This window comes from Mycobacterium sp. 050272, assembly GCF_039023525.1.
Classification (GTDB): Bacteria; Actinomycetota; Actinomycetes; order Mycobacteriales; family Mycobacteriaceae; genus Mycobacterium.
In genome coordinates, this window is record NZ_JBCHKV010000001.1 from 861,061 (window position 1) to 887,305 (window position 26,245).

General features: G+C 65.6%; 19 protein-coding genes and 1 riboswitch. Of the genes, 6 read left to right on the forward strand and 13 right to left on the reverse strand.

Features of this window, described 5'->3' with window-relative positions; genetic code table 11:
• Window positions 1-29 precede the first annotated feature (29 nt).
• Window positions 30-500: a DUF2231 domain-containing protein gene (locus AAHS21_RS04260; RefSeq protein WP_342926422.1), complete on the forward strand. Its 471-nt coding sequence runs from the start codon at window positions 30-32 to the stop codon at window positions 498-500.
• 19 nt (window positions 501-519) lie between these two features.
• Here AAHS21_RS04260 and AAHS21_RS04265 read toward each other — a convergent pair whose 3' ends face one another.
• On the reverse strand, window positions 520-2,100 hold the full coding sequence (locus AAHS21_RS04265; protein ID WP_342926423.1) for a FadD7 family fatty acid--CoA ligase: 1,581 nt from the start codon (window positions 2,098-2,100) through the stop codon (window positions 520-522).
• Window positions 2,101-2,337: 237 nt separating this feature from the next.
• On the opposite strand from AAHS21_RS04265, the gene oxc reads away from it, so the two are divergent.
• The gene (oxc, locus tag AAHS21_RS04270; RefSeq protein WP_342926424.1) at window positions 2,338-4,074 is read left to right on the forward strand and encodes an oxalyl-CoA decarboxylase; all 1,737 of its coding nucleotides are present in this window, start codon (window positions 2,338-2,340) and stop codon (window positions 4,072-4,074) included.
• Here oxc and AAHS21_RS04275 read toward each other — a convergent pair.
• Complete coding sequence (locus AAHS21_RS04275; protein ID WP_342926425.1) at window positions 4,058-4,990, reverse strand: LysR family transcriptional regulator; 933 nt, start codon at window positions 4,988-4,990, stop codon at window positions 4,058-4,060. The genes oxc and AAHS21_RS04275 overlap by 17 nt on opposite strands.
• Before the next feature lie 189 nt (window positions 4,991-5,179).
• Here AAHS21_RS04275 and AAHS21_RS04280 point away from each other — a divergent pair, with 189 nt between their 5' ends.
• Window positions 5,180-5,935: a L,D-transpeptidase gene (locus AAHS21_RS04280; RefSeq protein ID WP_342926426.1), complete on the forward strand. Its 756-nt coding sequence runs from the start codon at window positions 5,180-5,182 to the stop codon at window positions 5,933-5,935.
• 127 nt (window positions 5,936-6,062) lie between these two features.
• A complete protein-coding gene (car, locus tag AAHS21_RS04285) occupies window positions 6,063-9,632 on the forward strand; it encodes a carboxylic acid reductase (RefSeq protein ID WP_342926427.1) in 3,570 nt (1,189 codons plus the stop codon).
• A gap of 9 nt (window positions 9,633-9,641) precedes the next feature.
• Here car and AAHS21_RS04290 read toward each other — a convergent pair whose 3' ends face one another.
• The gene (locus tag AAHS21_RS04290) at window positions 9,642-10,229 is read right to left on the reverse strand and encodes a hypothetical protein (RefSeq protein WP_342926428.1); all 588 of its coding nucleotides are present in this window, start codon (window positions 10,227-10,229) and stop codon (window positions 9,642-9,644) included.
• A 118-nt stretch (window positions 10,230-10,347) separates the two neighbouring features.
• Between AAHS21_RS04290 and AAHS21_RS04295 the strand changes: the two genes are divergently transcribed.
• Window positions 10,348-11,301 carry an NADP-dependent oxidoreductase gene (locus tag AAHS21_RS04295; protein ID WP_342926429.1) on the forward strand — a complete coding sequence of 318 codons (954 nt, stop codon included), beginning with the start codon at window positions 10,348-10,350 and terminating at the stop codon, window positions 11,299-11,301.
• A gap of 3 nt (window positions 11,302-11,304) precedes the next feature.
• On the opposite strand, the gene AAHS21_RS04300 is transcribed toward AAHS21_RS04295, so the two are convergent.
• Complete coding sequence (locus AAHS21_RS04300) at window positions 11,305-12,939, reverse strand: NRAMP family divalent metal transporter (protein WP_342926430.1); 1,635 nt, start codon at window positions 12,937-12,939, stop codon at window positions 11,305-11,307.
• 109 nt (window positions 12,940-13,048) lie between these two features.
• Window positions 13,049-13,264: a hypothetical protein gene (locus AAHS21_RS04305; RefSeq protein WP_342926431.1), complete on the reverse strand. Its 216-nt coding sequence runs from the start codon at window positions 13,262-13,264 to the stop codon at window positions 13,049-13,051.
• 264 nt (window positions 13,265-13,528) lie between these two features.
• A riboswitch (M-box (ykoK) riboswitch) is annotated at window positions 13,529-13,713 on the reverse strand.
• 138 nt (window positions 13,714-13,851) lie between these two features.
• Here AAHS21_RS04305 and AAHS21_RS04310 point away from each other — a divergent pair.
• Window positions 13,852-14,511, forward strand: a complete 660-nt coding sequence (locus tag AAHS21_RS04310; protein ID WP_342926432.1) for a class I SAM-dependent methyltransferase — start codon at window positions 13,852-13,854, stop codon at window positions 14,509-14,511.
• A 4-nt stretch (window positions 14,512-14,515) separates the two neighbouring features.
• Here the strand turns inward: AAHS21_RS04310 and AAHS21_RS04315 are convergent, their stop codons facing one another.
• The 8 genes from AAHS21_RS04315 to AAHS21_RS04350 form a co-directional block, all read right to left on the reverse strand.
• The gene (locus AAHS21_RS04315) at window positions 14,516-16,501 is read right to left on the reverse strand and encodes an acyltransferase family protein (protein ID WP_342926573.1); all 1,986 of its coding nucleotides are present in this window, start codon (window positions 16,499-16,501) and stop codon (window positions 14,516-14,518) included.
• 273 nt (window positions 16,502-16,774) lie between these two features.
• Window positions 16,775-18,196: an aldehyde dehydrogenase family protein gene (locus AAHS21_RS04320; RefSeq protein WP_342926433.1), complete on the reverse strand. Its 1,422-nt coding sequence runs from the start codon at window positions 18,194-18,196 to the stop codon at window positions 16,775-16,777.
• 29 nt (window positions 18,197-18,225) lie between these two features.
• Complete coding sequence (locus tag AAHS21_RS04325) at window positions 18,226-19,938, reverse strand: thiamine pyrophosphate-binding protein (RefSeq protein ID WP_342926434.1); 1,713 nt, start codon at window positions 19,936-19,938, stop codon at window positions 18,226-18,228.
• A 43-nt stretch (window positions 19,939-19,981) separates the two neighbouring features.
• Window positions 19,982-21,124: a CoA transferase gene (locus tag AAHS21_RS04330; protein WP_342926574.1), complete on the reverse strand. Its 1,143-nt coding sequence runs from the start codon at window positions 21,122-21,124 to the stop codon at window positions 19,982-19,984.
• Between the two features lie 13 nt (window positions 21,125-21,137).
• A complete protein-coding gene (locus AAHS21_RS04335) occupies window positions 21,138-22,088 on the reverse strand; it encodes an SDR family NAD(P)-dependent oxidoreductase (RefSeq protein ID WP_342926435.1) in 951 nt (316 codons plus the stop codon).
• Window positions 22,085-23,944 carry an NAD(P)/FAD-dependent oxidoreductase gene (locus AAHS21_RS04340; protein WP_342926436.1) on the reverse strand — a complete coding sequence of 620 codons (1,860 nt, stop codon included), beginning with the start codon at window positions 23,942-23,944 and terminating at the stop codon, window positions 22,085-22,087. The genes AAHS21_RS04335 and AAHS21_RS04340 overlap by 4 nt, the downstream gene beginning before the upstream one ends.
• The gene (locus AAHS21_RS04345) at window positions 23,941-25,341 is read right to left on the reverse strand and encodes an aromatic ring-hydroxylating dioxygenase subunit alpha (protein ID WP_342926437.1); all 1,401 of its coding nucleotides are present in this window, start codon (window positions 25,339-25,341) and stop codon (window positions 23,941-23,943) included. Before AAHS21_RS04345 ends, AAHS21_RS04340 begins: the two co-directional genes overlap by 4 nt.
• Complete coding sequence (locus AAHS21_RS04350; protein ID WP_342926438.1) at window positions 25,341-26,198, reverse strand: SDR family oxidoreductase; 858 nt, start codon at window positions 26,196-26,198, stop codon at window positions 25,341-25,343. The genes AAHS21_RS04345 and AAHS21_RS04350 overlap by 1 nt, the downstream gene beginning before the upstream one ends.
• Between the last annotated feature and the right edge of the window lie 47 nt (window positions 26,199-26,245).

Consider the following 26,245-nt stretch of genomic DNA (forward strand, 5'->3'; position numbering starts at 1 on the left):
CAGCCAGATTGGGAGCCCCGGATTCGCGTATGTCAACGTTCAATGGGCTTCCTGCCCATATCCTGCTCAATCATTTCGTCGTTGTCCTAGCCCCGCTGGCTGCGATTCTGGCGATCCTGTGTGTGGTGTGGCCCGCCGCGCGACGCCGGCTGATCTGGCTGGTGCTGTTGCTGGCGGTGGGCGCGCTTGTCTTGACCCCGTTGACGACCACCGCGGGCGTCTGGTTATCGGCTCGCGTCGGTGCTCAGACGCCGGTGCTCACCAACCACGAGCAACTCGGCTCGACGCTGATCTACATCGTCGCGGCGCTGGCCGCGACGGTCACGGTGCTGGCCGTGCTGCATGTGCGTGAGGCGCACGGTGTGGACATGAAACTCACCCTGCACGCCGCGGTCGGGGTGCTGGTGGTCGTCGCAGCGGTGGCCACCCTGGTGCAGACCTACCGGGTCGGTGATTCGGGTGCGCGCGCCGCGTGGGGGAACGTGACGTCAGGCCAGTGAGGTTGGCGCCCAGCCTTTCTCAGACGCCGCCAAACTGTCGGGCCACGGCCCTCCGATCCAGCGAACCCTTGGCGGTGTGCGGCAGTTCGCCGGTGTGCAGGAAGGTGGCCGGCACCTCGTACGGCGCCAGCCGGTCACGGCAGAATTCCGTCAGCTCCTCGGGGCTGGGCGCAGTCGTACCCCGCGCGACGATCACCGCGGCCACGGTCTCGCCGTACATCTTGTCCGGCAGCCCGAGCACGGCCACCTCCAGGACGGAGGGATGGCTGGCCAGCACGCCCTCGACGCGTTCCGGCGAAATCTTCTCGCCGCCCCGGTTGATGAGTTCCTTGATCCGCCCGCGAATGCTCAGGTCACCCGCCGAGGACAGCGACCCGAGGTCGCCGGTGCGCAGCCAGCCGTCGGTGAAGTTGGCGGCGGTGATCGCCGGGTCACCGAGGTAGCCGCGCACCACGGTCGGGCCACGCAGCCAGACTTCGCCGACGGCCTCGGGTGGCAGCGATTCACCGCCGGGCCCGACGATCCGGATCTCCGGGCTGGTTGACTTTCCGACGAGACCTGTTGTCTCGGCCGGGTTTTCGTCTTGTTCAAGGCCAGTGGTGGCGACCTGATGGGTGCCTTCGGTCATCCCGAACGCGCACACCACGCTGGCGCCGAAGGTGTCTTGCAGAGCCCGAGCCGTTTCCCTGGTGAGCGGAGCACTGCAGCTACGGATGAAGTGCAGCGCGACCCGTCCGCGTTCCGGTCGCGGTGTCTCGGCGCGCTCCAACAGGATCTGGTGAATGGTCGGAACCGCGGTGTACCAGGTGGCCCCGACGGCGTTGATGTCGTCCCAGAAGGTGTGCGCCGAGAACTTCCCGCGCGCGGGCAACAGCACGGTCCCGCCGGATGCCAGCGTCGACAGCAGCGCGGCGATCAGACCGTGGCCGTGGTAGAGCGGCATCACCGCGACCGTCGCGTCCGCCGGGCCCAGCTGGTAAGCGGCGATGATGGCCCGCACCGAGCTGGCGATGTTCGTGTGTGTCCACGGGACCATCTTCGGCATCCCGGTGGTGCCGCCGGTGAACATGATCATCGCGTCGTCGTCGCGCAGGCCCTCGGGCACCGCCGCGTCCGGGTTCGGCGCCGCCGGCGCGTCCAGGTCGACCGACGACGGGGCGCCGTCAGCGCCGACGGTCACCGCGAACGTCCACCACACCAATCCCGGCTCCTCCTTGTCACCGGGACCCTCGCCGTCGATAAGCACCACACTCGCGCCGGCGACCTCACTGCGGGCACGCTGGTCACCGACGGGCAACGCCGGGTCCAGCGGCACCGCGATCAGTCCCGCGCGCGACGCCGCCAACAAGCCGACGACGAATTCGGCGTTGCTGCCTGAGCGCAGCGCGATCCGGTCACCCGGCCGCAGGCCGCCGTCCTTGAGTTGTCCGGCCAGGTCGTCGACCAGTCGGACCAGCTCGCCGTAGCTGACCGGCCTGCGATCGGGAGTGACGACCAGCGCCGTCGCCTCCGGCTCGCGGATTGCGGCCGCCGCCACCAGATCGGCGATGCTCGGGGATTCGTCGGTCAGCTCCGCCGCCGGGGTGATCAAGTCAGACATCGCCATAGTCCTTCCGCTTTCTCGCATGTGTATCAGCACCTGATTGCACGATGCAGAGAAACCTCCCTGTTCGTCCAATACTGTTCAGCTCACGATCGATAATCCGCGGCTATCGATTGGCTGGGCAGCGGTCGATAATCACCGTGAATCGCTGCATAGCGGCTGGGTCTTGGACAGCGGCGGGGACCCCGGACCACAGTGGTGGATGACAGGCACGGACACGCGAGGAGTCGGGCAATGACCACACTTTCGGCATCATCGGCCGCTGCGCCGGACACCGCGCTGATCGACGGCTTCCATCTCGTCGTCGATGCGCTGGCGGCCAATGACATCGACACGATCTATGGGATCGTCGGCATCCCGATCACCGACCTCGCCCGGGTCGCGCAGGCCTGCGGCATGCGGTACATCGGTTTCCGGCAGGAGACTTCCGCCGGCAACGCCGCCGCGGCCGCCGGGTTTCTCACCGGCCGCCCAGGAGTCTGCTTGACGACCTCCGGGCCCGGGTTCCTCAACGGCCTGCCCGCGCTGGCCAACGCCACCACCAACTGCTTCCCGATGATCCAGATCTCGGGTTCGAGCAATCGAGCGCTGGTCGACTTGCAGCGCGGCGACTATCAGGACCTGGATCAGCTCAACGCCGCGCGGCCTTTCGTGAAGGCGGCCTACCGCGTCGAGCGGGTCCAGGACATCGGGCTCGCGATCGCACGCGCGATCCGCACCGCGGTCTCGGGCCGGCCGGGCGGCGTCTACCTCGACATCCCGGGCGCGGTGCTGGGGCAGGCCATGGACGCCGCCGAGGGGGCCGAAAGCGTCTGGCGGGTCATCGATCCCGCGCCGCGCCAGTTGCCCGCCCCGGAGGCGGTCGATCGTGCGCTGGACGTGCTCGCGCGGGCGCGCCGACCGCTGATCGTGCTCGGTAAGGGCGCCGCGTACGCGCAGGCCGACGCCGTTATCCGGGACTTCGTCGAATCCACCGGAATTCCGTTCCTGCCGATGTCGATGGCCAAAGGTCTACTGCCCGATTCGCATCACCAGTCCGCGGCGGCCGCGCGCTCGCTGGCCATCGCCCGCGCCGACGCGGTGTTGCTGGTCGGGGCGCGGCTCAATTGGCTTCTCGGCCATGGCGAATCGCCGCAGTGGGCCGCCGACGCCAAATTCGTGCAGATCGACATCGCGGCGTCGGAGTTCGACAGCAACCAGCCGATCGTGGCACCACTGGCCGGCGACATCGGTTCGGTGATGTTTGCGTTGCGCGACGGCTTGGCCACCCGGCCGATCACGGTGCCGACGGAATGGACCGACGAGCTGGCCGATCGTCGAGCTCGTAACGATGCCAAGATGAGCGAGCGGCTCGCCGAGAATCCGCACCCAATGCGGTTTCACAATGCACTCGGTGCGATTCGTTCAGTGCTGCAAGCGAATCCGGATGTCTATGTGGTCAATGAGGGGGCCAACGCGCTGGACCTGGCCCGCAACGTGATCGAGATGGAGCTGCCGAGGCACCGCTTGGACACCGGGACCTGGGGCGTGATGGGCATCGGCATGGGCTACGCGATCGCCGCCGCCGTCGAGACGGGCCGGCCCGTCGTCGCGATCGAGGGCGACAGCGCATTCGGGTTCAGCGGCATGGAGATCGAGACGATCTGCCGCTACCGGCTGCCGGTAACGGTCGTCATCCTCAACAACGGCGGTGTGTACCGCGGCGACGAAGAGCCTACTGGCGAGCGCCCCGCCCCCACCGTGCTCAACGCCGGTGCACGTCATGAGTTACTGGCAGAGGCGTTCGGCGGCAAGGGATATCACGTCACCACCCCGGCCGAGCTGCAGTCGGCGCTCACGGAGGCGCTCGCGTCGAATGGGCCGTCACTGATCGACTGCGAACTCGACACGGCGGCCGGGGTGGAGAGCGGACACCTGGCGAGTCTCAATCCGACCAGCGCGGCCAACCGGAAGGTCAGCGCCGACGGGTAACGCCGATCAGTTGGGCGTTGAAGAACTCGTCCAGCGAAAGCTCATGCGCGCACGCGACGAGCGCCCTGGCAACCGGCGACCCCGGCCCGCAGGCATTGGTGGCCAGCGCGATCTCGGCCTTGACGGCCGGATCGACCATTTCGACCGCACGAATCTCACCGCCCAGCGGCGATGTCCACAGCCAGGTGTGCGGAACGATGCACGCCCAGTTGCCGGAGGCGACTTGTGCGAGTAGTGAAGCCACCGAGTCGGTTTCGACTTGCGGAGTGACGGTGATGCCGTGCCCGGCGAACGCTTCGTCGATGATTTGCCGGTCCCGCATGTCCGCGGTGAGCAAGGCCAGTGGCAACTGCGCGGCGTCCGGCCACCGCAACGTCGATGCGCCGGACGCCAACATGTCCGCCGGCGACAGCAGCACGTAGCGCTCGGTATAGAGCGGCACCAGGTCCACCTCGTGGGCATCATCGTGCGACGCGTGCACGATTGCGGCGTCGAGCTCGAATTCCCGTAAGCGCCGGTACAGTTCGGTGGCGGCCAACCGGGAATTGATGTGCACCTTGACCAATGGATGAGCCGAGCAGAAGGCCGACAGCACCAGGGACGCCGTTGTCGATGCGGTTGGCACAGCACCCAGCCGAAGCGTTCCGGTGATTCCCGATCGCACCGCATCTACCTCGGCCTTGAATGCGTCGTGCTCGGCCAGAATCCGCTTGGCCCACACGACCAGTCGCTCCCCTTCGGGGGTGAGGCCTTCGAAACTGTGCCCGCGGTTGATCAGCGTGACGTTCAATTCACGTTCCAGCTTGGCGATCGCGGCAGACAACGCGGGCTGCGACACATAACACTTCTCGGCGGCCCGAGCGAAGTGGCGCTCCTGAGCGACCGCGACGAAGTACTCCAGCTGACGAAACAGCACTCGCACCTCCTCAGTCCGGCGGCGCCGATTCCGCTGAGGTTAGCCCGCCGCCGGCGATCGAACTCATCTGGTGATCCGATCGTTACCGTGGAGACCGGGCGGAGTGTCATTGTTTGCTAAAAACCGCAATGGTCAGACAGCCAGTAGAATATCGTCGTGTTGATCGCACCATCTCGGAGGGTTGACGCCATGCGTCGTGGGGTTCGTTATCTATTTGTTATGGTCGCGATCACGGGCTTTGGCGTGTTGGGATCCGGTTCCCACGCGGTTGCCTCGGTCCCGGTACCGGCACCAACCCCCGCAATTGCCTCGATTTTGCCGGCTGACGGCGCGGTGGTGGGAGTTGCGCACCCGGTCGTCGTGAAATTCACCGCGCCGGTGACCGACCGGTCCGCCGTGGAACGCTCCATCCACGTGGCCTCCCCAAGCAACATCACCGGACACTTCGAGTGGCCCGAAAACAACGTCGTGCAATGGGTTCCGAACCAGTATTGGCCTGCCCACAGCCACGTTTCGGTGGGCGTGCAAGAGCTGACAACGGGTTTCGACACCGGCGACGCATTCCTTGGTGTTGCCAGCCTCTCCGCGCACACGTTCACCGTGAGCAGGGACGGCGAAATTCTGCGCACGATGCCCGCCTCGATGGGTAAGCCCAGCCGCCCCACCCCGATCGGCAACTTCACCGCCCTCGAGAAACAACGCAGCGTCGTGATGGACTCGCGGACTATCGGTATCCCGCTGAGTTCGCCCGAGGGATACAAGATCACCGCCCAATACGCGGTCCGCGTCACCTGGAGCGGTGTGTACGTGCACTCGGCACCCTGGTCCGTCGACTCGCAGGGCCACGCCAACGTCAGCCACGGATGCATCAACCTGAGCCCGGACAACGCCGCGTGGTACTTCAACAACGTCAACGTCGGCGATCCGATTCAGGTCGTCGCGTAGCAATTCCGGGCCCCGGTGGAGGGCCTCGAGCTGGGTGTGGCCACGGTCACAGTGACCGGGTGGAAGACTCGTAGCGGGCCGGGGGTTTGCGCTAGAGAGTCGTCCGAACGAGAGCCTGGGGCTGGTCATGACCACTGATGCGAAGCGCGACAACGGCACGAGCGCGAGTGCGACAACCACCCCACGAGAACGAGTGGCCGAGCGCATCAGGCGGGTGGCGGCGACCGACGGGCAATATCAAAACGCCAGGCCGGATCTCGCGCTGCAGGCCGCGGCCCGCCGGCCCGGTCTGCGGCTTCCGCAGATCCTGGAGATGTTCGTCGAAGGCTACGGCGACCGCCCCGCATTGGGATGGCGCGCTCGCGAGCTGAGCACCGATCCCACCACCGGCCGCACCACCACCCGGCTGCTCCCCCGATTCGACACGATCAGCTACCGCGATCTGTGGGCCAACGTGCGCGCCGTCGCCACGGCGTGGCGGCGCGACGAGGCCACCCCGGTGGCGCCGGGGGACGTGGTCGCGACTCTCGGTTTCGCGAGCCCCGAGTACTTGACGGTTGACCTGGTAACCGGCTACCTCGGCCTGGTGGCGGTGCCGTTGCAGCACAACGCAACCGCGTCGCGGCTTCAGCCGATCGTCGCCGAAATCGAACCCCAGGTGCTGGCCGCCGGGGTGGAGTATCTGGACCTCGCCGTCGAGGCCGCGCTGGGCAGCACATCGTTGCGCCGTCTGGTGGTCTTCGACTATCGGGCGGACATCGACGATCAGCGGGAGAACCTGGAGCGCGCACAGGCGAAATTGGTCGAGGCCGGCGTGGCGGTTACCGTCGAGACCTTCGACGAATTGGTCGAGCGTGGCCGCGCATTGCCACCGGAGCCGTTCTACACCGGCGAAACCGACGAGCGGCTGGCCATGATCATGTACACCTCGGGCAGCACCGGTCTGCCCAAGGGGGCGATGTACACCGAGCGCATGATCTTGAAGCTGTGGACCAACGAGCTCTACCCGGAGTTCGCTGATGTACCGGTGTTCAACGTCAACTTCATGCCACTCAACCACGTCGGCGGACGGATACCGCTGTCGTCGTCGTTCCAAGCCGGTGGCACCAGCTATTTCGTACCGGACAGTGACCTGTCCACGTTGTTCGATGACTGGAACCTGGTGCGCCCCACCGAGATGGGCATGGTGCCGCGGGTGGTCGAGATGCTCTACCAGCGTTACCAAAGCGCGGTGGAGCGCCTGATCGGTCAGGGCGCCGATCCCGAAGATGCTGACGCGGCAGCAAAAGCCGAACTGCGCGAACAACTTCTGGGCGGTCGAGTGATCACCGCCTTCTCCACCACCGCGCCGCTGGCCGCCGAGATGAAGACCTTCATCGAGTCGTGTTTGGACACTCATGTGCTCGACGGCTACGGCTTGACCGAGGTGGGGATGGTGTTCAAGGACGGTGTGGTGAGCCGGCCGCCGATCCTGGACTACAAGCTGATCGACGTGCCCGAACTGGGTTATTTCCACACCGACAAGCCGTACCCGCGCGGCGAGCTGCTGGTGAAGTCGCAGACCGCGTTCGGCGGGTATTTCAAACGCCCCGATGTGACGGCGAACGCGTTCGACCCCGACGGCTACTATCGCACCGGTGACGTGATGGCCGAAGTCGGGCCGGATCGCCTGGTCTACGTCGACCGACGAAACAACGTATTGAAGTTGGCGCAAGGCGAATTCGTCGCTGTGGCACGCCTGGAAGCCGTCTTCAGCAACGCCGCGCTGGTGCGGCAGATCTTCGTGTACGGCAACAGTGAACGGCCTTACCTGGTGGCGGTCGTGGTCCCGACCCTGGAAGCCGCGCAACGATTCGCCGGTGATCCGGACGGCCTCAAGGCAGCGCTGAACGAATCGCTGCGCCGCACCGCCAAACTCGCCGAGCTGCAATCCTACGAAGTGCCCGCCGACTTCCTGGTCGACTCCGAGCCGTTCAGCGAGGACAACGGACTGCTGTCGGGGGTGGGAAAGTTGCTGCGCCCCAAGCTGAAGGAGCACTACGGCGCACGGCTGGAAGACCTCTACGCCGAGCTCGCCGCCACCCGCACCGCCGAGCTGCGCGCGCTGCGCGAAGGCGCGGCGGACCGCCCGGTCATCGACACCCTGACGCGCGCTGCCCAGGCGTTACTAGGCCTGCCCGGCGGGCCGCCGCAGCCGCATACCCAGTTCCTGGAGCTGGGCGGAGACTCGCTGTCCGCCCTGACCTTCTCTAACCTGCTGCAGGACATCTTCGATGTGCAAGTGCCGGTGGGCCAGATCATCAGCCCGGCGTCCGACTTGCGTCAGCTCGCCGAATATGTGGAATCCGAACGTGAATCCGGCGCCAAGCGGCCCACCTTCTCGACCGTGCACGGCCGCGGTGCCACCGAAGTCCGCGCGTCCGAACTCACCCTCGACAAGTTCATCGACGCCGCCACCCTGAACGCGGCCCCGGAGCTGCCGCACGTCTCCGGCACACCGCAGACGGTGCTGCTCACCGGCGCCAACGGCTATCTGGGTCGCTTCCTTACCCTGGAATGGCTTGAGCGGCTTGCCGATAGAGGCGGAAAGCTCATCACTATCATCCGCGGCACCGACACCGAAGCCGCCGCCAAGCGCTTGGAGGCTGTTTTCGACAGTGGTGATCCGGGACTGCTGCAGCGGTACCGCACCCTGGCCGCCGATCATCTCGAGGTCATCGTCGGCGACATCGCTGAGCCGAATCTTGGTTTGGACCAAGCGACTTGGCAGCGCCTCGCCCAAGACGTCGAAATGATCGTGCACCCCGCGGCACTGGTCAACCACGTGTTGCCGTACGACCAGCTGTTCGGCCCGAATGTCGTGGGTACCGCCGAATTGATCCGGCTGGCGATCACGACACGCATTAAGCCGGTCACGTACATGTCGACCGTTGCGGTGGCCATGTCGGTGGATGCCACCGTGTTCGCCGAGGACGGCGACATCCGTACCGTCAGCGCGGTACGTCCCGTCGACGACAGCTACGCGAACGGGTATGCGAACAGCAAGTGGGGCGGCGAGGTGCTGCTACGGGAGGCGCACGACCTGTGCGGGTTGCCGGTCACGGTGTTGCGGTCCGACATGATCCTCGCGCACAGCCAGTACGCGGGCCAGCTCAATGTCCCGGATGCGTTCACCCGGTTGATCTTCAGCTTGCTGGTGACCGGTATCGCGCCGTCGTCGTTCTACCAAACCGACCCGCAAGGAAACCGGGCGGTGGCGCACTATGACGGTCTGCCGGCCGACTTCGTGGCGGAGTCGGTGACCACGTTGGGCGAGCAGACGGCAGCGGCTGGCGAGTACCGGTCCTTCGACGTGATGAACCCGCACGACGACGGCATCTCACTGGACGTCTTCGTGGATTGGCTGATCGCCGGTGGCAACGACATCCGTCGCATCGACGACCATGACGAATGGTTCGGGCGTTTCGAAACAGCGTTGCGGGCGCTGCCGGACAAACAGCGTCAGCACTCTGTGCTTGCCTTGCTCGACGTCTACCGGAAGCCCGAGGCACCGCTGCTTGGGGCGCCGGCGCCCACGGACGTGTTCCGCGGCGCGGTGCAGGCAGCGAAAATCGGTGCGGATAACGACATTCCGCACTTGTCGGAGCGGCTGATCGAAAAGTACGTCGCGGATCTGCGACTGCTCGGGCTGGTGTAGCCCGAGCAGCTAACCGTGCAAACCGTTCTTGACCGCTGCGGCTTGCTTGCGGCCGACGTCGGCGGCAACCGCCGGGTCGATCGGGTCGTTGGGCGCGCTGTCGAATTCCAGGTTTACCAGCGCCCTGCCCTCGGTGAACAACAACACCGCGATCGCCTGCGAGTTGTCCGGCGAGACGCCCGAGATCATCGCACCGTTAGTGCCGACGTCGACGGGCTGCCACGTGCCGGTGACCTTCTTCGCGTAATTCGTCTTGGTGTTCTCCAGGGCCGCGGCCGCGATCGAGGGATCGGCGACGACCAGGATGGTGTCACCGATCCGCCGGCTGTTGTCCGCGTTGACGAACAGCTGGGCAACGCCAGTCGTGTTGTTGGAATTCAGCACCGGGGGTTGCGGCGCGGTGAAATCTGCGCCGATATCACCGGCCTGGATCAGCAACGCGCTGTAATCCGGGGGCGGTCCCGCCGGGGTGCTGGGGACCGATGTGGTGCCGCTCCCGGATGGCGGGGCCGACGTCTTGCCGCAGCCGGTGATCGCGATGCCGACCACCATGATGGCGGCCACCCAACCGGTGACAGTCCTACGCGCACGTCGCATGGGCATCCTTTCGGTCGAGAACAGCGTGGGCGCATATGAACATACGCCCAGTCGGCAGGCGCCTATCCTGGCCAGGGGCCGGGCGCACGTTTCGATGCGACTGGGTAAGGAGATCGAGATGACGGCTGCGGTGGCACGCGCGGTACGGTTCGACCGTTACGGGGGCCGCGATGTGCTGTACGTGGAAGATATCGACATGCCGGCACCCGGACAGGGTGAAGTCGTTGTCGAGGTTCGCGCCGCCGGCATCAATCCCGGCGAGGCCGCGATCCGATCGGGCGCGATGCACGAGATGTTCCCCGCCACGTTTCCCTCCGGGCAAGGCAGCGATCTCGCCGGTGTCGTGACGGCAACCGGTCGGGGGGTCACCGAGTTCACGGTCGGCGACGAGGTGCTGGGGTTCAGCTTCCGGCGATCGAGCCATGCCACCCACACCGCCGTCCCGGTGGATCAGTTGATCCGCAAGCCTGCGCAATTGAGCTGGGAGGCAGCGGGTTCGCTCTATGTCGTCGGTGCGACCGCGTACGCTGCGGTGCGCGCGGTCGCACCGCGGCCGGGCGAGACCGTCGCCGTGTCGGCGGCGGCCGGAGGTGTCGGCAGTCTCGTCGTCCAGCTGTTGGTTCGGCACGAGGCGCGCGTGCTCGGCATCGCCGGCGCGGGCAACGCCGAATGGCTGCGGGCGCACGGCGTCATTCCGATCGGCTACGGCAATGATTTCCAGGGCTTGGCCGAGCGGCTGCACGAGGCGGCGCCGAACGGGATCGACGCGTTCATCGATCTATTCGGCCCGGATTACGTCCAGCTCGCCGTGGATCTCGGGGTGCCACCGCAACGCATCGACACGATCATCTCCTTCCAGAAGGCCGGCGAAGTCGGCGCCAAGACCGAAGGCAGCACCGACGCGTCGACTCCGGAAGTGCTCACCGAGGTCGCCGATCTCGTCGCCAGCGGTGCCGTCGATTTCGACATCGCGGCGACGTTCCCGATGGATCGGGTAGCTGACGCCTTCGAGGAACTCGAGCGCCGGCACACGCACGGCAAAATCGTCCTGCTGCCCAATGGTTCGCCGTAGACGTCAGCCGACGCCAACCTCCACCATCTTGACGATCACGAATACGACAGCCAGCACCAGATAACCGCGCAAGATCAACAGCCCGGTCCGGCGAATCGGCGAAAGAGCCGGGCGGGCAAGAGAGCTAAGCTCTGGCGTCTGCCAAGACTGCTGTTCTTGCCGGCGCAGGGCCCGGCTTTCGGCACGACCTACTGGCGAGGCGAGTTTGGCCGCGCGAGTGTCGCGGTACCACTGGTCGCCGATGATCGCCACGGCGCCGCACACTGCGCCGACCGCCGCACCGGCCGCCAGCCCTGCTTCGAGAGCTGCCGTGGAGAGATCCGGGAAGAATGTGGCTGCCGTCAGCGCCAGCGACAGCAGCACCAGTGCCCACACGATGGCCCAGGCAACGACGTTCTGCCGCAACGTGTTTACCCACGGTCCCAGGATCGCCCGGTCATTGCAGAGCAAAACCAGGAACACGGTCGCCGAGGGCAGCAGGATGCCGGCCAGCGCCTGCACACCCTGGGTGACCAGCCCGAGGATGTGATCCGGACTGAACGCCACCGCGGCCGACGCCCCGAGCAGCAGGGCATACCCGCCGTAAAACCATGGCGCCTCGTTGATTTTCCAGTGCAGCGAATGCCGCTTGCCCATCGCGTCGCCAATGGCATAGGTGGTGGCCAGCCCGATCGCATTGGCACCGATCAACGAACCGTCGAGCAGAATGATCGCGAACAGCACGCCCACCGGGTGGCGCAGCGCTTTCGCGACCGCCCCGGCATCGGTGAAGCTGCCGGTTGCAGGCAGACCGAAGGCGGTGACCGCCATCAACGCCGTCGCACCGACAATGACCACGACGATACCGATGATCAAATCGGCTCGTGCATAGGGAATCCAGCGTGCCGTGATGCGCTTGTCAACCACGTTGGACTGTTGGAAGAACAGCTGCCACGGCGCCACCGTGGTCCCCACGATCGCGATGATCAACAACAGGACGGTCGAGTTCAGTCCGCCCGGGAACTGTGGAACCAGACCGCCGGCAGCCACTTTCGGACTCGGATGCACCATCAGCACCATTGGGAGCATCACGACGTTCACGGCGATCAGCAGGAACATCAGCCCTTCCCAGCGCCGGAACGAGCCGCCGGCGACCACGGCGAACAGCAGTACCGCGGCGACCGGGATCGCGACGGTCTTCGGACAGCCCAGGAACCCCAACGCCATTGCGACACCAATGAATTCGGTGACGATTGTCAGGGCGTTCAGGACCAGCAGATCACCGACACTGAATGCGCCCCAGAACTTTCCGAAGCGCTCGAAGATCAGGCGTGCGTGACCGACTCGCGCTACCGCACCCAGGCGCAACACCATCTCCTGGTTCACGTACAGCACCGGAATCAGCAAGGCCAGCGTCCACAACAGGTTCATCCCGTAGTCCTGGCCCGCTTGCGCGTACGTCGCGACGCCGCCGGCGTCGTTGTCACCCACCATGACAATCAATCCGGGGCCGGTGATCACCAGCAGGGTGCGTAACCGCCGCCACCGGCCGCCCAGAGCACCGGTGTCATCGCGCTTGATACGGCCGAACGCTCCGACGATGTCGCCGGTGTGCGCGGAATCCAACACGGTTTGCGGACGGGTGGAAGTCAACGTCATGTCGTTCTCGCTATCTGAAGAGTCGGGCTACCCAAGTCGGGTGTTCAACGCGCCCCAGCGGCGGGCTACCAACCCCCCACCCGCCGCTGGGGACCGCTGGCGGAACACATCATCGGTGGTCTTTCCCACCGCCCGGTGAGTGTCCGCCGGGCGCGGACGAGAGCACGGCGATCGGCGTCAGCGACACATACAGGTTCGCCCGCTCTTCGGGCGTCGGGATGTGCATGGCGCACAACCTGTTTGTCAGCAGCCGACCCGCACGCAGCATCGACCGTCCGCGCAACCTTCCAAGACCGCGAATACGCCGCGCAACAACAAAAGTCATAGTCTTCCCCCTGTCGGAAGCCCGATCGGTTCGCCGGCACGCTAAATACATCCCGCATTCGCCGCCGTCAATACGGTTGCGGAACAGCCAATTTGAGCTGCGTCAGCAGAAAGAAATGCCGGAACCGGATCGGTTCAAGATGGATTTCGGATAGCAACTATCGCCGGGACTCATCTCGCCCTCACCTCCTCACGGCCATGACACGCGCGGGTGTCCACGTTTCACACGCGGGAGAGGTACGAATGCCGGGCCATGAGCCCGCCGACCGCACCCCTCTCGTCGGAGCTTCGGCACTGCACGGCGTATCTGGATCGACCGATGGCCGCGACCAGAAGCCACTTGGGCTCAACCCTTGTGTCCGGGAAGAGCTGTCCTGACCCGGGGCGTCTCTCGACGTTCGGGGTCAGTGGCCTGTGTCCGTGCAGACGCCTCACCTACCGAGGTGCTTGCCCAACCATGCTGGCACTGCCACCCGCTGCTCGTCAAACTCCTTTTCTTACGACTGCGAGCTTGCGTGTTCTGGGTCACACCCTGGGAGCCTGTGGTCACCGCTCGGGCAAATGTCGCCGAGGCCTACCCTCAAGGGCATGGCCACAACCTTGCAAGACTCTCGCGTCGAGAGCGTGCTCGACCGGATGTACACAGAGACGAAGAACCAGATGTCACTGCTGCGTGAGCGGCACGGTCAGCTCGCGCGCCCGATGACCACCGCAGAGCGCACCGAGGCGATGAGCGAGTTCTACATCCCAGTGACGCCGGACGCCGGCCGGCTGCTGTACGCACTGGTTCGCGCGACCCGTCCGACGACGGTGGTCGAGTTCGGAATGTCGTTCGGTATCTCGGCTATTCATCTCGCGGCGGCCGTCCGCGACAACGGCGTGGGGCGCGTGGTGACTACGGAGCTCAGCGCGAGCAAGATTGCCGCCGCGAAGAAGACGTTCGCCGAGACCGGCTTGGACGACGTGATCACGATTCTCGAAGGCGATGCGCTGACCACGCTGGAAGGCCAAGACGGGCCGATCGAATTCGTCTTGCTGGACGGCTGGAAGGATCTCTATCTTCCAGTAATCAAATTGCTCGAACCCCGGCTCACCACAGGCGCTTTGGTGATCGCCGACAACGCCAGCGCGCCCGACATGGCGCCGTATCTCGATCGCGTGCGCGACCCCGCCAACGGCTACACCAGCTTCAATTGCCTGGTCCGGGAAAGCGACAGCATGGAAATCAGCTGCCGAACCAACGACTAAGCGTCTATCGCAAAGACTCTTCGAGCCACGGCGTCAGCCACTTGACCCCTTCCGGGGTCAAGTGCACACCGTCACTGCGCACCTTGATGCCGTCGACCTTGGCGGTGTAAACACCGTCGGGGCAAAGCTTTTTGTTCAGATCCAGGATTTCAACGCCGCTGTGCTGCGCAACGGTTTTGCGCAACATGGCATTCCATTGATTGACTCGGTCCGGCTGGTCCTCGGGATACAGCCGGCCGTCCGGCTTCTCGCCGCCCCGGCTGTACGGCACCGTGGCAACCACTACCCGAACCCCGCTGGCGCTCACGATATTCAGTGCTCGCTCCAGCTCGGCGTTGAGGTACGCGTCGAACGTCGGGTCACCGATGTGGGTCCACTGCCCTTCGTTGACCCGGTCCACCGTCTCCCAGCGCCCGATGATCAGGAGCGCGACGTCCGGCTGGTCCTGACTGATCTGCGCTGCCCATCTGCTCGGCCACGTGTCGCATTCGGCTCGCTGATCCAGGGTCTGGCCGATGTACCGGTATGGCGTGCCGCGAACCAGGCTGCACCCGATGACCGTGTGGTCGAGGAACGCGAATCCGGGTGTCGGCGGCAGGAAATGCATCCAGGTCCACCCGATCGAATCACCGAAGACCGAAACTGTGAACGGCCGGTTGGGGTTTCGCGGCCCGACCGGACGGCTGCCTCCCGGCGGGGCGTTCGACACCGCGGCAACCGCCGAAACGCCCGGGGGCAGGCCGGTCTCGCGCAGGCCGGTTCCGGTGCCGACCGGAATCAGCAGCAGCGTGATCGCCGCGGCGCTGGCCACTGTGGCAGCGGCCAGCGGCAGCAACGCCACCCGGGCCGGCCGCCAGCGCCGGACGGGTTGTTCGATCAGCCAATACGACGCGGCGGCCACCGCCAGCGTGAGCCCGCACCGGGCGGCGAACAACGGTAACCCCGACCATCCGGTGCGTTCGCCGTTGAGCGCCAGAAAGATTGGCCAATGCCACAAATAGATGCCGTAGGAGACGGTGCCCAGCCAGACCAGCGGTGGCGCCGCGAGAATGCGGGCGACCAAGCCGCGCTGCTCCATCGCCACCGGGGCGACCACGAAGACCGCCGCGATCGCGACACCGATCAGCAAGCCGTGCCGGAAATCGCCGACATTGCCCGTCGCGAAATGAGCCGCCGCCGCCAGCCCCGCCACTCCGATCATCGGCAGCAACCGGGCGACCCGCCGTCCCCAGCGACTGCGGATCATGCACCAGCCGCGGTTGAGCGACGGCCAGTCCCGCACCAGCAGAGCCGCCGCCGCGGAACCGACCAGCAATGCCTGCGCGCGCGTGTCGGTGCCGAAGTAGATGCGATCACGCGTGGTGCCGGAGACGAACACGATCGCTGCCGCCGCGGAAGCCAGCGCACCCAGCGTGGCGATCACGAAGATGGCGAAGCGCACATCGCCGACCGTGGCCCGCATGAAGTAGCGCTTGGCCCGCGCGGCCAGCAGCAGGGTGACCACGATCAGCAGGACCGGCCAGACGAAGTAGTACTGCTCCTCGACGCCGAGCGACCAGGCGTGCTGCAGTGGCGAGGGCGGCGCACCCTGGGTGAAGTAGTCGGCCTTCTGCGCGACGAAACGCCAGTTGGCCACCCATAAGAACGCCGCGATCGCGTCGTCGCGCAGCCCGGTGAGAGCTTGAGCGGGAAGCAGTTCGCGGGCGGCGCCGACGGCAAGCACCATCAACACCAGCGCCGGAAGCAGCCGGCGGGCCCGGCGGATCCAGAACCCGGTGAGGTCGATGCGGCCGGTCCGCCCGAGTTCGTCGAGCAACAACGAGGTGATCAGGAATCCGCTGAGCACGAAGAAGACGTCGACGCCCAGAAACCCGCCGCTCACGCCGGGGATGCCGCCGTGGTCGGCGAGCACCAGGGCGACCGCTACCGCGCGCAGTCCGTCGAGCGCGGGAATGCCGCTGCGCTGCTCGGGTTTATCCCATATCGCCAGCCGGCCGACACGACGTACCGGGTCTACCCACCGATTCTGCCGAGCAGAACTTGCCGGCGCGGAGTCTGTTCCGTCCGGCTCAGTGCCCGCTTTTAACGCGCCCTGACCACTGCGGTGCCCGGCGCGGTAGTTGCTGCCGATACGTCGTGCCCCTCCTCTTGATTTCAGCAAGCTTAGGGGCGAGCGCGTCAGATACGGCGCAGACACGCGCCGGTTTTCGGCGGTGGTGTGCTCGGTTTTCGGCCTAGAGTGTTAGGCCGTGTCAGGGGCCTTCTAGGCGGAATAGCCCAGGGTGCTCTTGACTTCCAGATACTCGTGGAAGCCGAACTCGCTCCACTCACGACCGTTGCCGCTGCGCTTGTAGCCGCCGAAGGGCGCGTTCATGTCGAAGGCGTGGTTGATCGTCACCCAGCCGGCGCGAATCTTGCGGGCGACCTCACGTGCCTTGTCGAGGTCGGCTCCTGAGACGAATCCCGCCAGCCCGTACTCGGTGTCGTTGGCAATCTCGACGGCCTGGTCGAGATCCTCGTAACCGAGAATGCACAGCACCGGCCCGAAGATCTCCTCGCGCGCGATCGTCATGTCGTTGGTGACGTGGGCGAAAACCGTCGGCTTGACGTAGTAACCCTTGTCCAGCCCGTCCGGCCGGCCCGGGCCGCCCACCACCACGGTCGCGCCCTCGTCGACGCCCTGCTGGATCAGTCGTTGCACCTTGTCGAACTGAGTCTTCGAGGCCACCGGCCCGATCGTCGTCCCTGCATCGGGATGGCCCACCGTGACCTGGTCGGCAGCCTCCCGCGCGATGGAGATCGCTTCGGCCATGCGCGAGTTCGGCACCAGCATGCGCGTCGGTGCGTTACAGCTCTGCCCGGAGTTCGGCATCATGTTGGCCACACCAGCGCGGACACCATCGGCGAAGCCGCTGTCGTCGAGCACGATGTTGGGGCTCTTGCCACCGAGCTCCTGGGTCACGCGTTTTACGGTCGGGGCGGCAAGCTTGGCTACCTCGATACCGGCGCGGGTGGAACCGGTGAATGACACCATGTCGATGTCGGGATGGCTGGCCAGGGCGACGCCCACGCCCGCGCCGTCGCCGTTGATCAGATTGAACACCCCGGGTGGCACACCCGCGGCATCAAGGATCTCGGCGAAGATGTATGGCGAATACGGAGCTACCTCAGACGGTTTCAGGACAACGGTGCAGCCGGTCGCCAACGCCGGGTACACCTTGACGGCGACCTGGTTGATCGGCCAGTTCCACGGCGTGATCAGCCCACAGACACCGATCGGCTCCTTGGTGATCAGGCTGGCCCCTTTTTGTTCCTCGAACGCGAAGTGCTTCAACGCCTCGATGGCCGTGTTCAGGTGTCCGATCCCGAGGAAGACCTGTGGCCCCGCGGCCAGCGATGCCGGCGCGCCGATTTCCTCGGTCACCGCCTCGGCGAGGTCGCTCGAGCGCTTCTGGTATTCGGCGAGGATGGCCTGCAACAGGTCCAGCCGCTGTTCGCGGCTGCTTTGCGACCAGCTGGCGAAGGCGTGCCGCGCGGCCTTGACCGCCACGTCGACGTCGGCCGCCGAGCCCAGCGAGATCTGGCCGGACACCTGCTCGGTAGCCGGGTTTTCCACGTCGAAAGCATTGGGCACCAACGGCTCAACCCACTTGCCGTCGATGTAGAAGTTCAGGTATTCGCGCATGACATCATCCCTTTCTCGGCGAAGTGCGCTTACTGAGTGCCTTCGGCATACCAGGTCCGGAATCGGTCGTACTTGGGCATCTCCTCGGAGTTGGCCTTGGGGTCGATGCACACGTGCACAACACCGACTTTGCCACTGGCGTAGGCGCGAGCGATCGCAGGGCCGATCTCGGATTCCTTTTCGACGTATTCACCGTGGCAGCCGAAGCCCTCGGCAACCTTGTCCATCCGGACATCCTTGCTCCAGTGCACACCGGGCTGCGGCGACGGCTGGGGGAAGGTGCGCTTGTACACGCCCACTTCCAAGCCCCACTGGTGGTCTACGCCCACCACACATACCAGCGGAAGGTTCTGTCGTGCAGCAGTTTCCAACTCGGCGATATGGAAGAGGAACGCGGAGTCGCTGGTCAGCAGCATCACCGGCCGCTTGCCGCCCTCGGCGACGGACGCTCCGATCGCGTAGGGCAATCCGGTGCCGAGGTGGCCGAAGTTCTGGTTCCAGATGACGTCGCGCGGCTTGGACTGCGAGTAGGTCCACTGAAAGATCACGGTCGCGCCGCCGTCGCGCACCATGATGCCGTCCTCGAGCTCGTTGAACGCCTTGGTGGCCTCGACGACGTAGCGCGCCGGGTGGATCGGCGAGCGCCCAGACGGTGCCGATTCCGCCACGTCCGCAAGCTCTTTCGCATCTTGTTTGATCAGGACCGCCAGCGAGGGTCCGGGTTGGCGCGCAGCATCCTTGAGTGCGCAGACCAGCTGCGGCACGACACCGCGCAGATCGCCGACCAGCGCGACGTCGACGGGCCGATTGACGCCGATGGCGGTCGGATCCTGCTCGACCAGAACCCATTTGCGGTTCGCATCGTTGCGCGCCCAGTGCTGGGTGCGGCCGTAGTGCATCGGCTCACCGAGTTCGGTACCCAGCGCGACGCAGAGGTCGGATTCCTCGACGGCGTCGTTGGCCGCCGGGGAGAACAAGTAGGGGAACGTCCGCTGCTGCAGTCCCGGGATGAACGAGGTGCCGCCGGAGGTCTGGATCACCGGGCAGGCCATCAGCTCGGCCAGCTCCCTGACCTGTTGTTGAGTACGGGTGGTGTGCACGCCGTGCCCGACCAGTAGAACCGGGCTCTTGGCCTCGCGAATCAGCTTGACTGCCTCGGCAACCTCGCGGGTGCCGGCGCCCTGGTTGACCAGCCGGTAGGTACTGGGTGGCGGCGCTTCGGCGACGTCGAGCTCCTCGAGGATGACGTGCGACGGGAACTCGACGTAAGCCGGACCCGGAGTGCCGGACATCGCCTTGCGGATGGCCTCGTGGATGATCTCGTCGGTCTGGTCGGCGTATTCGATCGAGCTGCTGTACTTCACGGACGCGGCGAAAAGCGGTTCCTGTCGCACGAATTGGATGCGGCCGCGGCGCACCCGGCGCTCGGTGACGCGGGCCCGCTGACCGCCGAGGAAGATCACCGGCGAGTTCTCCACGAGCGCGCACTGGATCGCCCCGGCGATGTTGGCCATGCCCGGGCCGAGGGTGCCGATGCACAGTCCGGGGTTACCCGTCATCCGCGATGCCGCCTCGGCCATGAATCCCGCGCTCAGTTCGTGATGCGGTGCGACCACCGACCACCCGCGCGCGTCGGCCTCGGCGAACATGTGCACGAAGTTCGGGTCCGGAATACCGAACAGGGTGTTGACGCCCTCGACCTCGAACAGGTCGAGGATCCGCTGGTAAACGGGGACGGTCATCGTTGGAAACTCCTCTGTGGCAACATATTTCGTTGACTAGGTACTATCCGTGGTTCACGTTGACGCCCAGCCCGATTTCGGCGAGCACTTCTTCGGTGTGGGCGCCGAGCCCCGGCGCGGGCCCCGCGACGCGACCCGGCGTCTGGGAGAACCAGGTGGGCACGCCGGGGAAACGCACCGGCCCGTGCGGGGTGTCCACCGTCTCGAACATGCCGACGGCGGCCAGATGCGGATCGTCGAAGAGCGCGCCGGGGGTGTTCAGTGGCGCGGCCGGTATCTCGAGTCGGCGCAACAACGTCAGCCACTCCGCGGTGGAACGCTCTTTCATCGTCTCGGCGACCAGCCCGTAGACGGTGTCGATGTCGCGAGCACGTTGTTCCAGCGTCGAATACAGCTCGCTGGCCCACGGCGGCTGCACGGCCTGCATGAACGCGTTCCAGTGTTTGTCGTTGTAGATCAGTGCGGCGATATAGCCGTCGCTGGTGCGATATGGGCGGCGGTTGGGCGCCACGGTGCGCGGATACACCGCCGGTCCCAGCGGCGGGTCGAACATGGCACCGTTGGCGTGTTCGACGAGCATGAACGAGGCCATGGTTTCGAACATGGCGACCTCGACCTCTTGCCCCACCCCGGTGCGTTCGCGGTGATACAACGCCATCATCGTCGCGTACAGCGCCGTCAGCCCGGCGATCTTGTCGGCCATGATGGTGCCGACGTAATCGGCCTCACCGGTCAATTGCTCCTGCACCGCGGGCAGACCGCATTCGGCCTGAATCGTGTCGTCGTAGGCGGGACGGTCGTGATCGGGTCCGCGCCGCCCATACCCATAGCAATTGGTGTAGACGATCGCGGGATTGATGGCGACGACGTCGTGGTAGCCGAAGCCGAGCTTGGCGATTGCTTTGGCGCGCATCGAGTGGATGAATACGTCGGCGGTCTCGACGAGAGCGCGCAGCGCATCAGCTCCCGCGTCGGTGCGCAGGTCCAGCACGACACTGCGCTTGCCGCGGTTGACATTGACGAATACCCCGCTCATGCCGGGTGCCGGCCCCACCGAGATGTACCGGGTGTTATCCCCCTGGGGCGGTTCGACTTTGATGACATCGGCACCCATGTCGGCCAATATCTGCGTGCAGTAGGGTCCCATCACCATTGCGGTGAGATCGACCACCCGTACCCCGGTCATCGGGCCCGTCGGGCTAGCCACGAAGCGCTCCTTGGTCGTTGGACCTCTGAGCCAGCTCGAAGCTGTAGCGAATGTGCTCGTTGTGGCCGTCCTGGGCAACCGGAAAGATCAGCGGCGCTTCGACATACCGGATCGCGTCCAGGTGGCTGTCGACGTCCTCGATCGTCCACGCTGGCCGGCACACGCCCGGGCTTTCCGCGATGACCGCGCGGGCTACCCGCCCCGCCAGCGCGATGAACAGTTCACCGGTCACCGAGCACGACTCGTGGGCAAGCCAACCCACCACGGGTGCAACAAGTTCCGCACCCATCGGTGGATAGGCCGAGGTGTCGATGCCCTCGGCCATGCGTGTCAGCGCGGCCGGCACGATCACGTTGCATTGCACACCCTCGGCGGCGCCTTCGAGCGCGGCGACGTTGGACAGCCCGATCACACCGGCCTTGGCCGCCGCGTAGTTGGCCACGTTGTGGTTTCCGTACAGACCGCCGATCGACGACGTCAGCACGATGCGGCCGTAGCCTGCCGCGCACATGAGCGGAAACGCCGGCCGCACCACGTGGAACGCGCCGCGCAGGTGAACGTCGAGCACGGCGTCGAAGTCCTCGTAGCTCATGTCCTTCAATGAGCCGCGACGGACGTTGCCGGCGTTGTGCACCAGTATGTCTATCCGGCCGAAGTTTTCGAGTGCGGACGCAACGATCGCCTCGCCACCTTCTCGGGTCGCAACCGACGCGCTGCACGCGACGGCAGCTCCCCCGGCCGCGGTGATCTCTTCGACCACCCGCTCGGCCGGGCCGGCATCGACCCCGGCACCGTCGAGGCTGCCGCCGACGTCGTTGACGACCACCTTGGCTCCGCGCGCGGCGAGCAGCTGCGCGTAGGCGCGTCCCAAGCCGCGGCCGGCTCCGGTCACCACGGCGACGCGGTCGTCGAATCGTAAGTGGGCGTCCGGTTTTTCGGTCACGTGCCGAGCTCCAAACCCTGCAGGTCACCCTTGTCGCGCCACACCCGCAGCAAGTCCTCGAAGGCGTAGAACCCGGGACCGTAGGGCTCGCCGAGGTGTGACCGGATGCCCTCCCCTCCGCCACCGCCTTCGTTGTTGTAATAGCCCGGCGTGCACTGCGCGTCGAACGCCGAATTGTCTATCGCGGTTTCCCGGATCGTCGTGCACCATTGCTGTTGTGCCGCTTGACTGGGTTCCACGGTGGTGGCGCCCCGCTTCATCGCCTCGGCGATGATGTAGGCGATGTGCTCGCCCTGCAGCTCGTAGTTGGCCGCGATGTTGGCCGAGATGCCGACCTGGGTGAACCCGGTATAGAACTGGTTCGGGAAGCCACGGCTGGTCATCCCGTGCAGCGTCTTGTAGCCGTCATGCCAGTAGTCGAACAGCGACAGTCCGTCGCGGCCCTCGATCGCTTCGATCGAGTAGCGGCGGCTGATCTCGGTCGTGATCTCGAAGCCGCTGGCGTAGATGATGCAGTCGACCTCGTACTCGACGCCACCGGCGACCAGACCGTTTTCGGTGATGTGTTCCACGCCTTTGGAATCGGAGACGTCGACGAGGGTGACGTTAGGGCGGTTGAACATCGGCAGGTATTCGTCGTTGGACAGCGGCCGCTTGCACAGAAAGCGGTAGTAGGGTTTGAGCGCCTCGGCCGTCCGTGGGTCGTCGACAATCGCGTCGATGCGGCGCCGCAGCCGCTCCATCAGCTTGTAGTCCTCTTCCTCGCGGATCGCCATGAACTGCTCGGGCGTCATCGACGCGGGATCGTCCAGTGCGAGCACCCGGGCCGCGGTATTGCGCCCCAGCTCGGTCCAGAAGTCGCACACCAGATCCGGCTGACCCAGCGCCATGCCCTCGAACGTCCACGAGTGGAAGTTGCGCTGACGTTCGCGCTGCCAGCCCGGACGCAGCGTCTTGACCCATTCCGGATCGGTCGCGGCGTTGTTGCGCTCGTCGACGGTCGACGGGGTGCGCTGGAAAACGTAGAGGTGCTCGGCGTCTCGGGCCAGGAACGGGACGATCTGAATCGCGGTGGCTCCGGTGCCGATGACGGCAACCTTCTTGTCGGCGAGCTTGGTCAAGCCCCCGCCGGCGTCGCCGCCGGTGTAGTCGTAATCCCACCTCGACGAATGGAACGCATGCCCCTTGAAGTCCGTGATCCCGGCAATGCCGGGCAGTTTCGGACGGTGGAAGGGGCCCGATGCCAGCACCACGAACCGGGCGCGGATATCGTCGTCGCGGTTGGTGCTGATTCGCCAGCGCTTGATCTCCTGGTCCCACCGCAGGTCGCGCACCTGAGTGGAGAAGATCGCCGAATCGTAGAGTCCGAAATGCTTGCCGATGTTGCGGCAATGCTGATAGATCTCGGCACCGTCGGCGAACTTCTTCGACGGCATGAAATCCAGCTCTTCCAGAAGCGGGATATAGCAGTAGGATTCGTTGTCGCACTGGATGCCGGGATAGCGGTTCCAATACCAGACACCGCCGAAATCGCCGCCGAGTTCGATGATCCGCACGTCGTCGACGCCGGCTTTCTTCAGGTAGGCAGCCGACAGCAGGCCCCCGAATCCGCCGCCGAGCACCGCGACGTCGATGTCTTCCGAAATCGGTTCACGCGGCATCGCGGGTGTGTAGGGATCGACTTCGTAGTAACCGGCGAAGTCGTCCTCCAGCTCGATGTACTGCTTGGAACCTTCCTTGCGCAGCCGCTTTTCGCGCTCGCGGGCATATTTCTCGCGCAGCGCGGCGATGTCGAAGTCGTCGGGTGTCTGAGTCGGCCCGCAACCGTCTTGGTGCTCGTCCGTGCCGGGGGTCATGCCCGTGGGTGCTCCTTGCCTGAAAGCTCTTGGGGCTCACCGGCACCCATATACTTCGATAATTGGTAGTGCAAGTTGACCGTGCTGCGTTCCCGGTATGGGTTGGGCTTGGTGCCGCCGAAGCCCAGCGATTTCATGCCCTGCTGGACCGCGGCCATATTGGCGAAGTCCTGCGGAAGCACCGACCGCCAGCTCGGGTCACCGACCGGCGTGTACTCCCACTGTGTTTGCGGCTCTTGCCCGTTCGGGTAGAGCTCGAAGACCGACACCTCGAAGATGCACTTATCCGGGTTGTAGCTGGGGTGCGGCCGCGCGCCGTAGCACAGCGCGACCGTTAGGCCCTGACCGATCTGGAAGTTCGGGAAGATCTGCCACGCGGTGCCGGCTTGCCCGAGGATGTCGGACGGAATCGTCGGCCAGATCACGCCGCGGGCCTCGTCGTCGCGGCGCGCCGAGGCCAGCCAATGTTCGAGGACCTTGTCTGCCGGCGTGCCCGCGGGCAGTTCGTCGACCAATCGTTTGGCGGCGTTCACCAGCGTCTCGGTGGTGGAGGTGTTGGTTTCCTCCATCGTGTAGATCTGCATCTGGGCCGTTGACACCCGGGGATCGTCCCCGGTGCCAAGGCGGATTTTGGACTTGGTCGCCGCGAGGTCCTCCGGGGCGTCGTAGCCGATATTGCTGTGCTTGCCTTGCGCTTTCGCCCAGCCCTTGAACTCGCCGAACCTATTGAACTCCGGATGCGTGGTGTAGACGTGGTAGGTCTCGTTGAACGCCTCCAGTGCGACTTTCCAGTTGCAATCGAAGGTCAGCCACTTGCGCCATTTGTAACGCATGTTCTCCAAGCCGAACGGGTCGAGAATCTTCGCGGCGGGGAACAGGAAGTCGGCCAACGGCTCGCAGTCCGGGTCCATGTTGATCCACAACCACCCGCCCCAGGTGTCGACGCGGACGGGCCGCAGATGGGTGTTGTCCGGTGTCAGCGCTTCCTGCCAGTCCTGCTGTTCACGGATGTGAGTGCAGGTGCCGTCCAGACCGTAGCTCCAACCGTGAAAGCCGCACACGAACGACTTCCGGGCGCGGCCGCAGGCGTTTTTGGCGCCCTCGGGAGTGTCGATCAGCCGGCGGCCACGATGCATGCAGACGTTATGGTGCGCGTGAAATTCGTCGCTGCCGGTGCGCACCACGATGATCGAGTCGTCGAGGATGTCGTAGGTGAGGTAACTGCCCACCTCGGGCAACTCTTCGACGCGGCCGACCTGCTGCCAGACCCGGCGCCACAACTTGTCACGCTCGGCGCGGGCATAGTCCTCGGATATGTATGCCTCGACGCCGATGGTCATCGGTGTCGATAGTTCCTCAGCCACTTCGGAATTCACGCCTGGTGCCAGGTCGGTCATCACATCCTCCTAATCTCGGCGCGAAAGGTTTCGTCCTTGAGGAATAGCGATGTGTTGTCGGTGCCGAGATGGGTCCACTTGAGGTTCAGACCGCCGTCGACGAGCAGCGTCTGACCGGTGAGATAGCTCGACATCTCGGAGAGCAGGAACAGGATCGCGCCGGCCTGCTCCTCGGGCCGGCCACGCCGGCCCATCGCGATCGCCTGCCGGTCCCGCTCGGGATCCTCTTCGACATAAGTGCGCGACGCCGCGGTCTCGGTGACGCCGGGCGCCACCGCGTTCACCCGGATTCCCGACTCCGCCAACTCGACGGCCATCGTGCGGGTCATCGCGACGATCGCGGCTTTGGCGGTCCCGTAGGCGACGTGAAACGGAGCGGTGTTCATGCCACTGATCGAGGAGATCGACACGATCGACCCCGGCTGTCGCTGTGCGACCAGTTCGCGCGCCACGGCCTGGCTCATGAAGAACGCCGTTTCGAGATTGTCGGCGAAGATCTTGCGCCAGTCGCTGCGCGTCACCCGCGTTGACGGCATCCACGTCGACGGTTGCGCGCCGCCGGCGACGTTGACCAGCCCGTACAAGCTGCCTTTGGCGCGGCGTGCGTGGTCGATCACCGTGGCGATGCCCTCATCGGTGGACGCGTCGGCGACGACAGGCACCACGGCCAGCCCGCGGGCGGCCAGCGGATCGATGTGCTGGTCCAGGTTTTCCTTCGACCGGCTGACCGCGATCACGGTGGCGCCAGCCCGGGCGGCCATGGCCGTGACGGTTGTACCGATGCCGCCGCCGCCGGCACCGGAGATCACTACGACGCGGCCTTCCAACCCTAGGAGGCGCCCCAGAAGATCGTCCATGACCTGCTTTCGCCCGCCTTGGACGTGTCCTGTCGTCATCGTCCGCA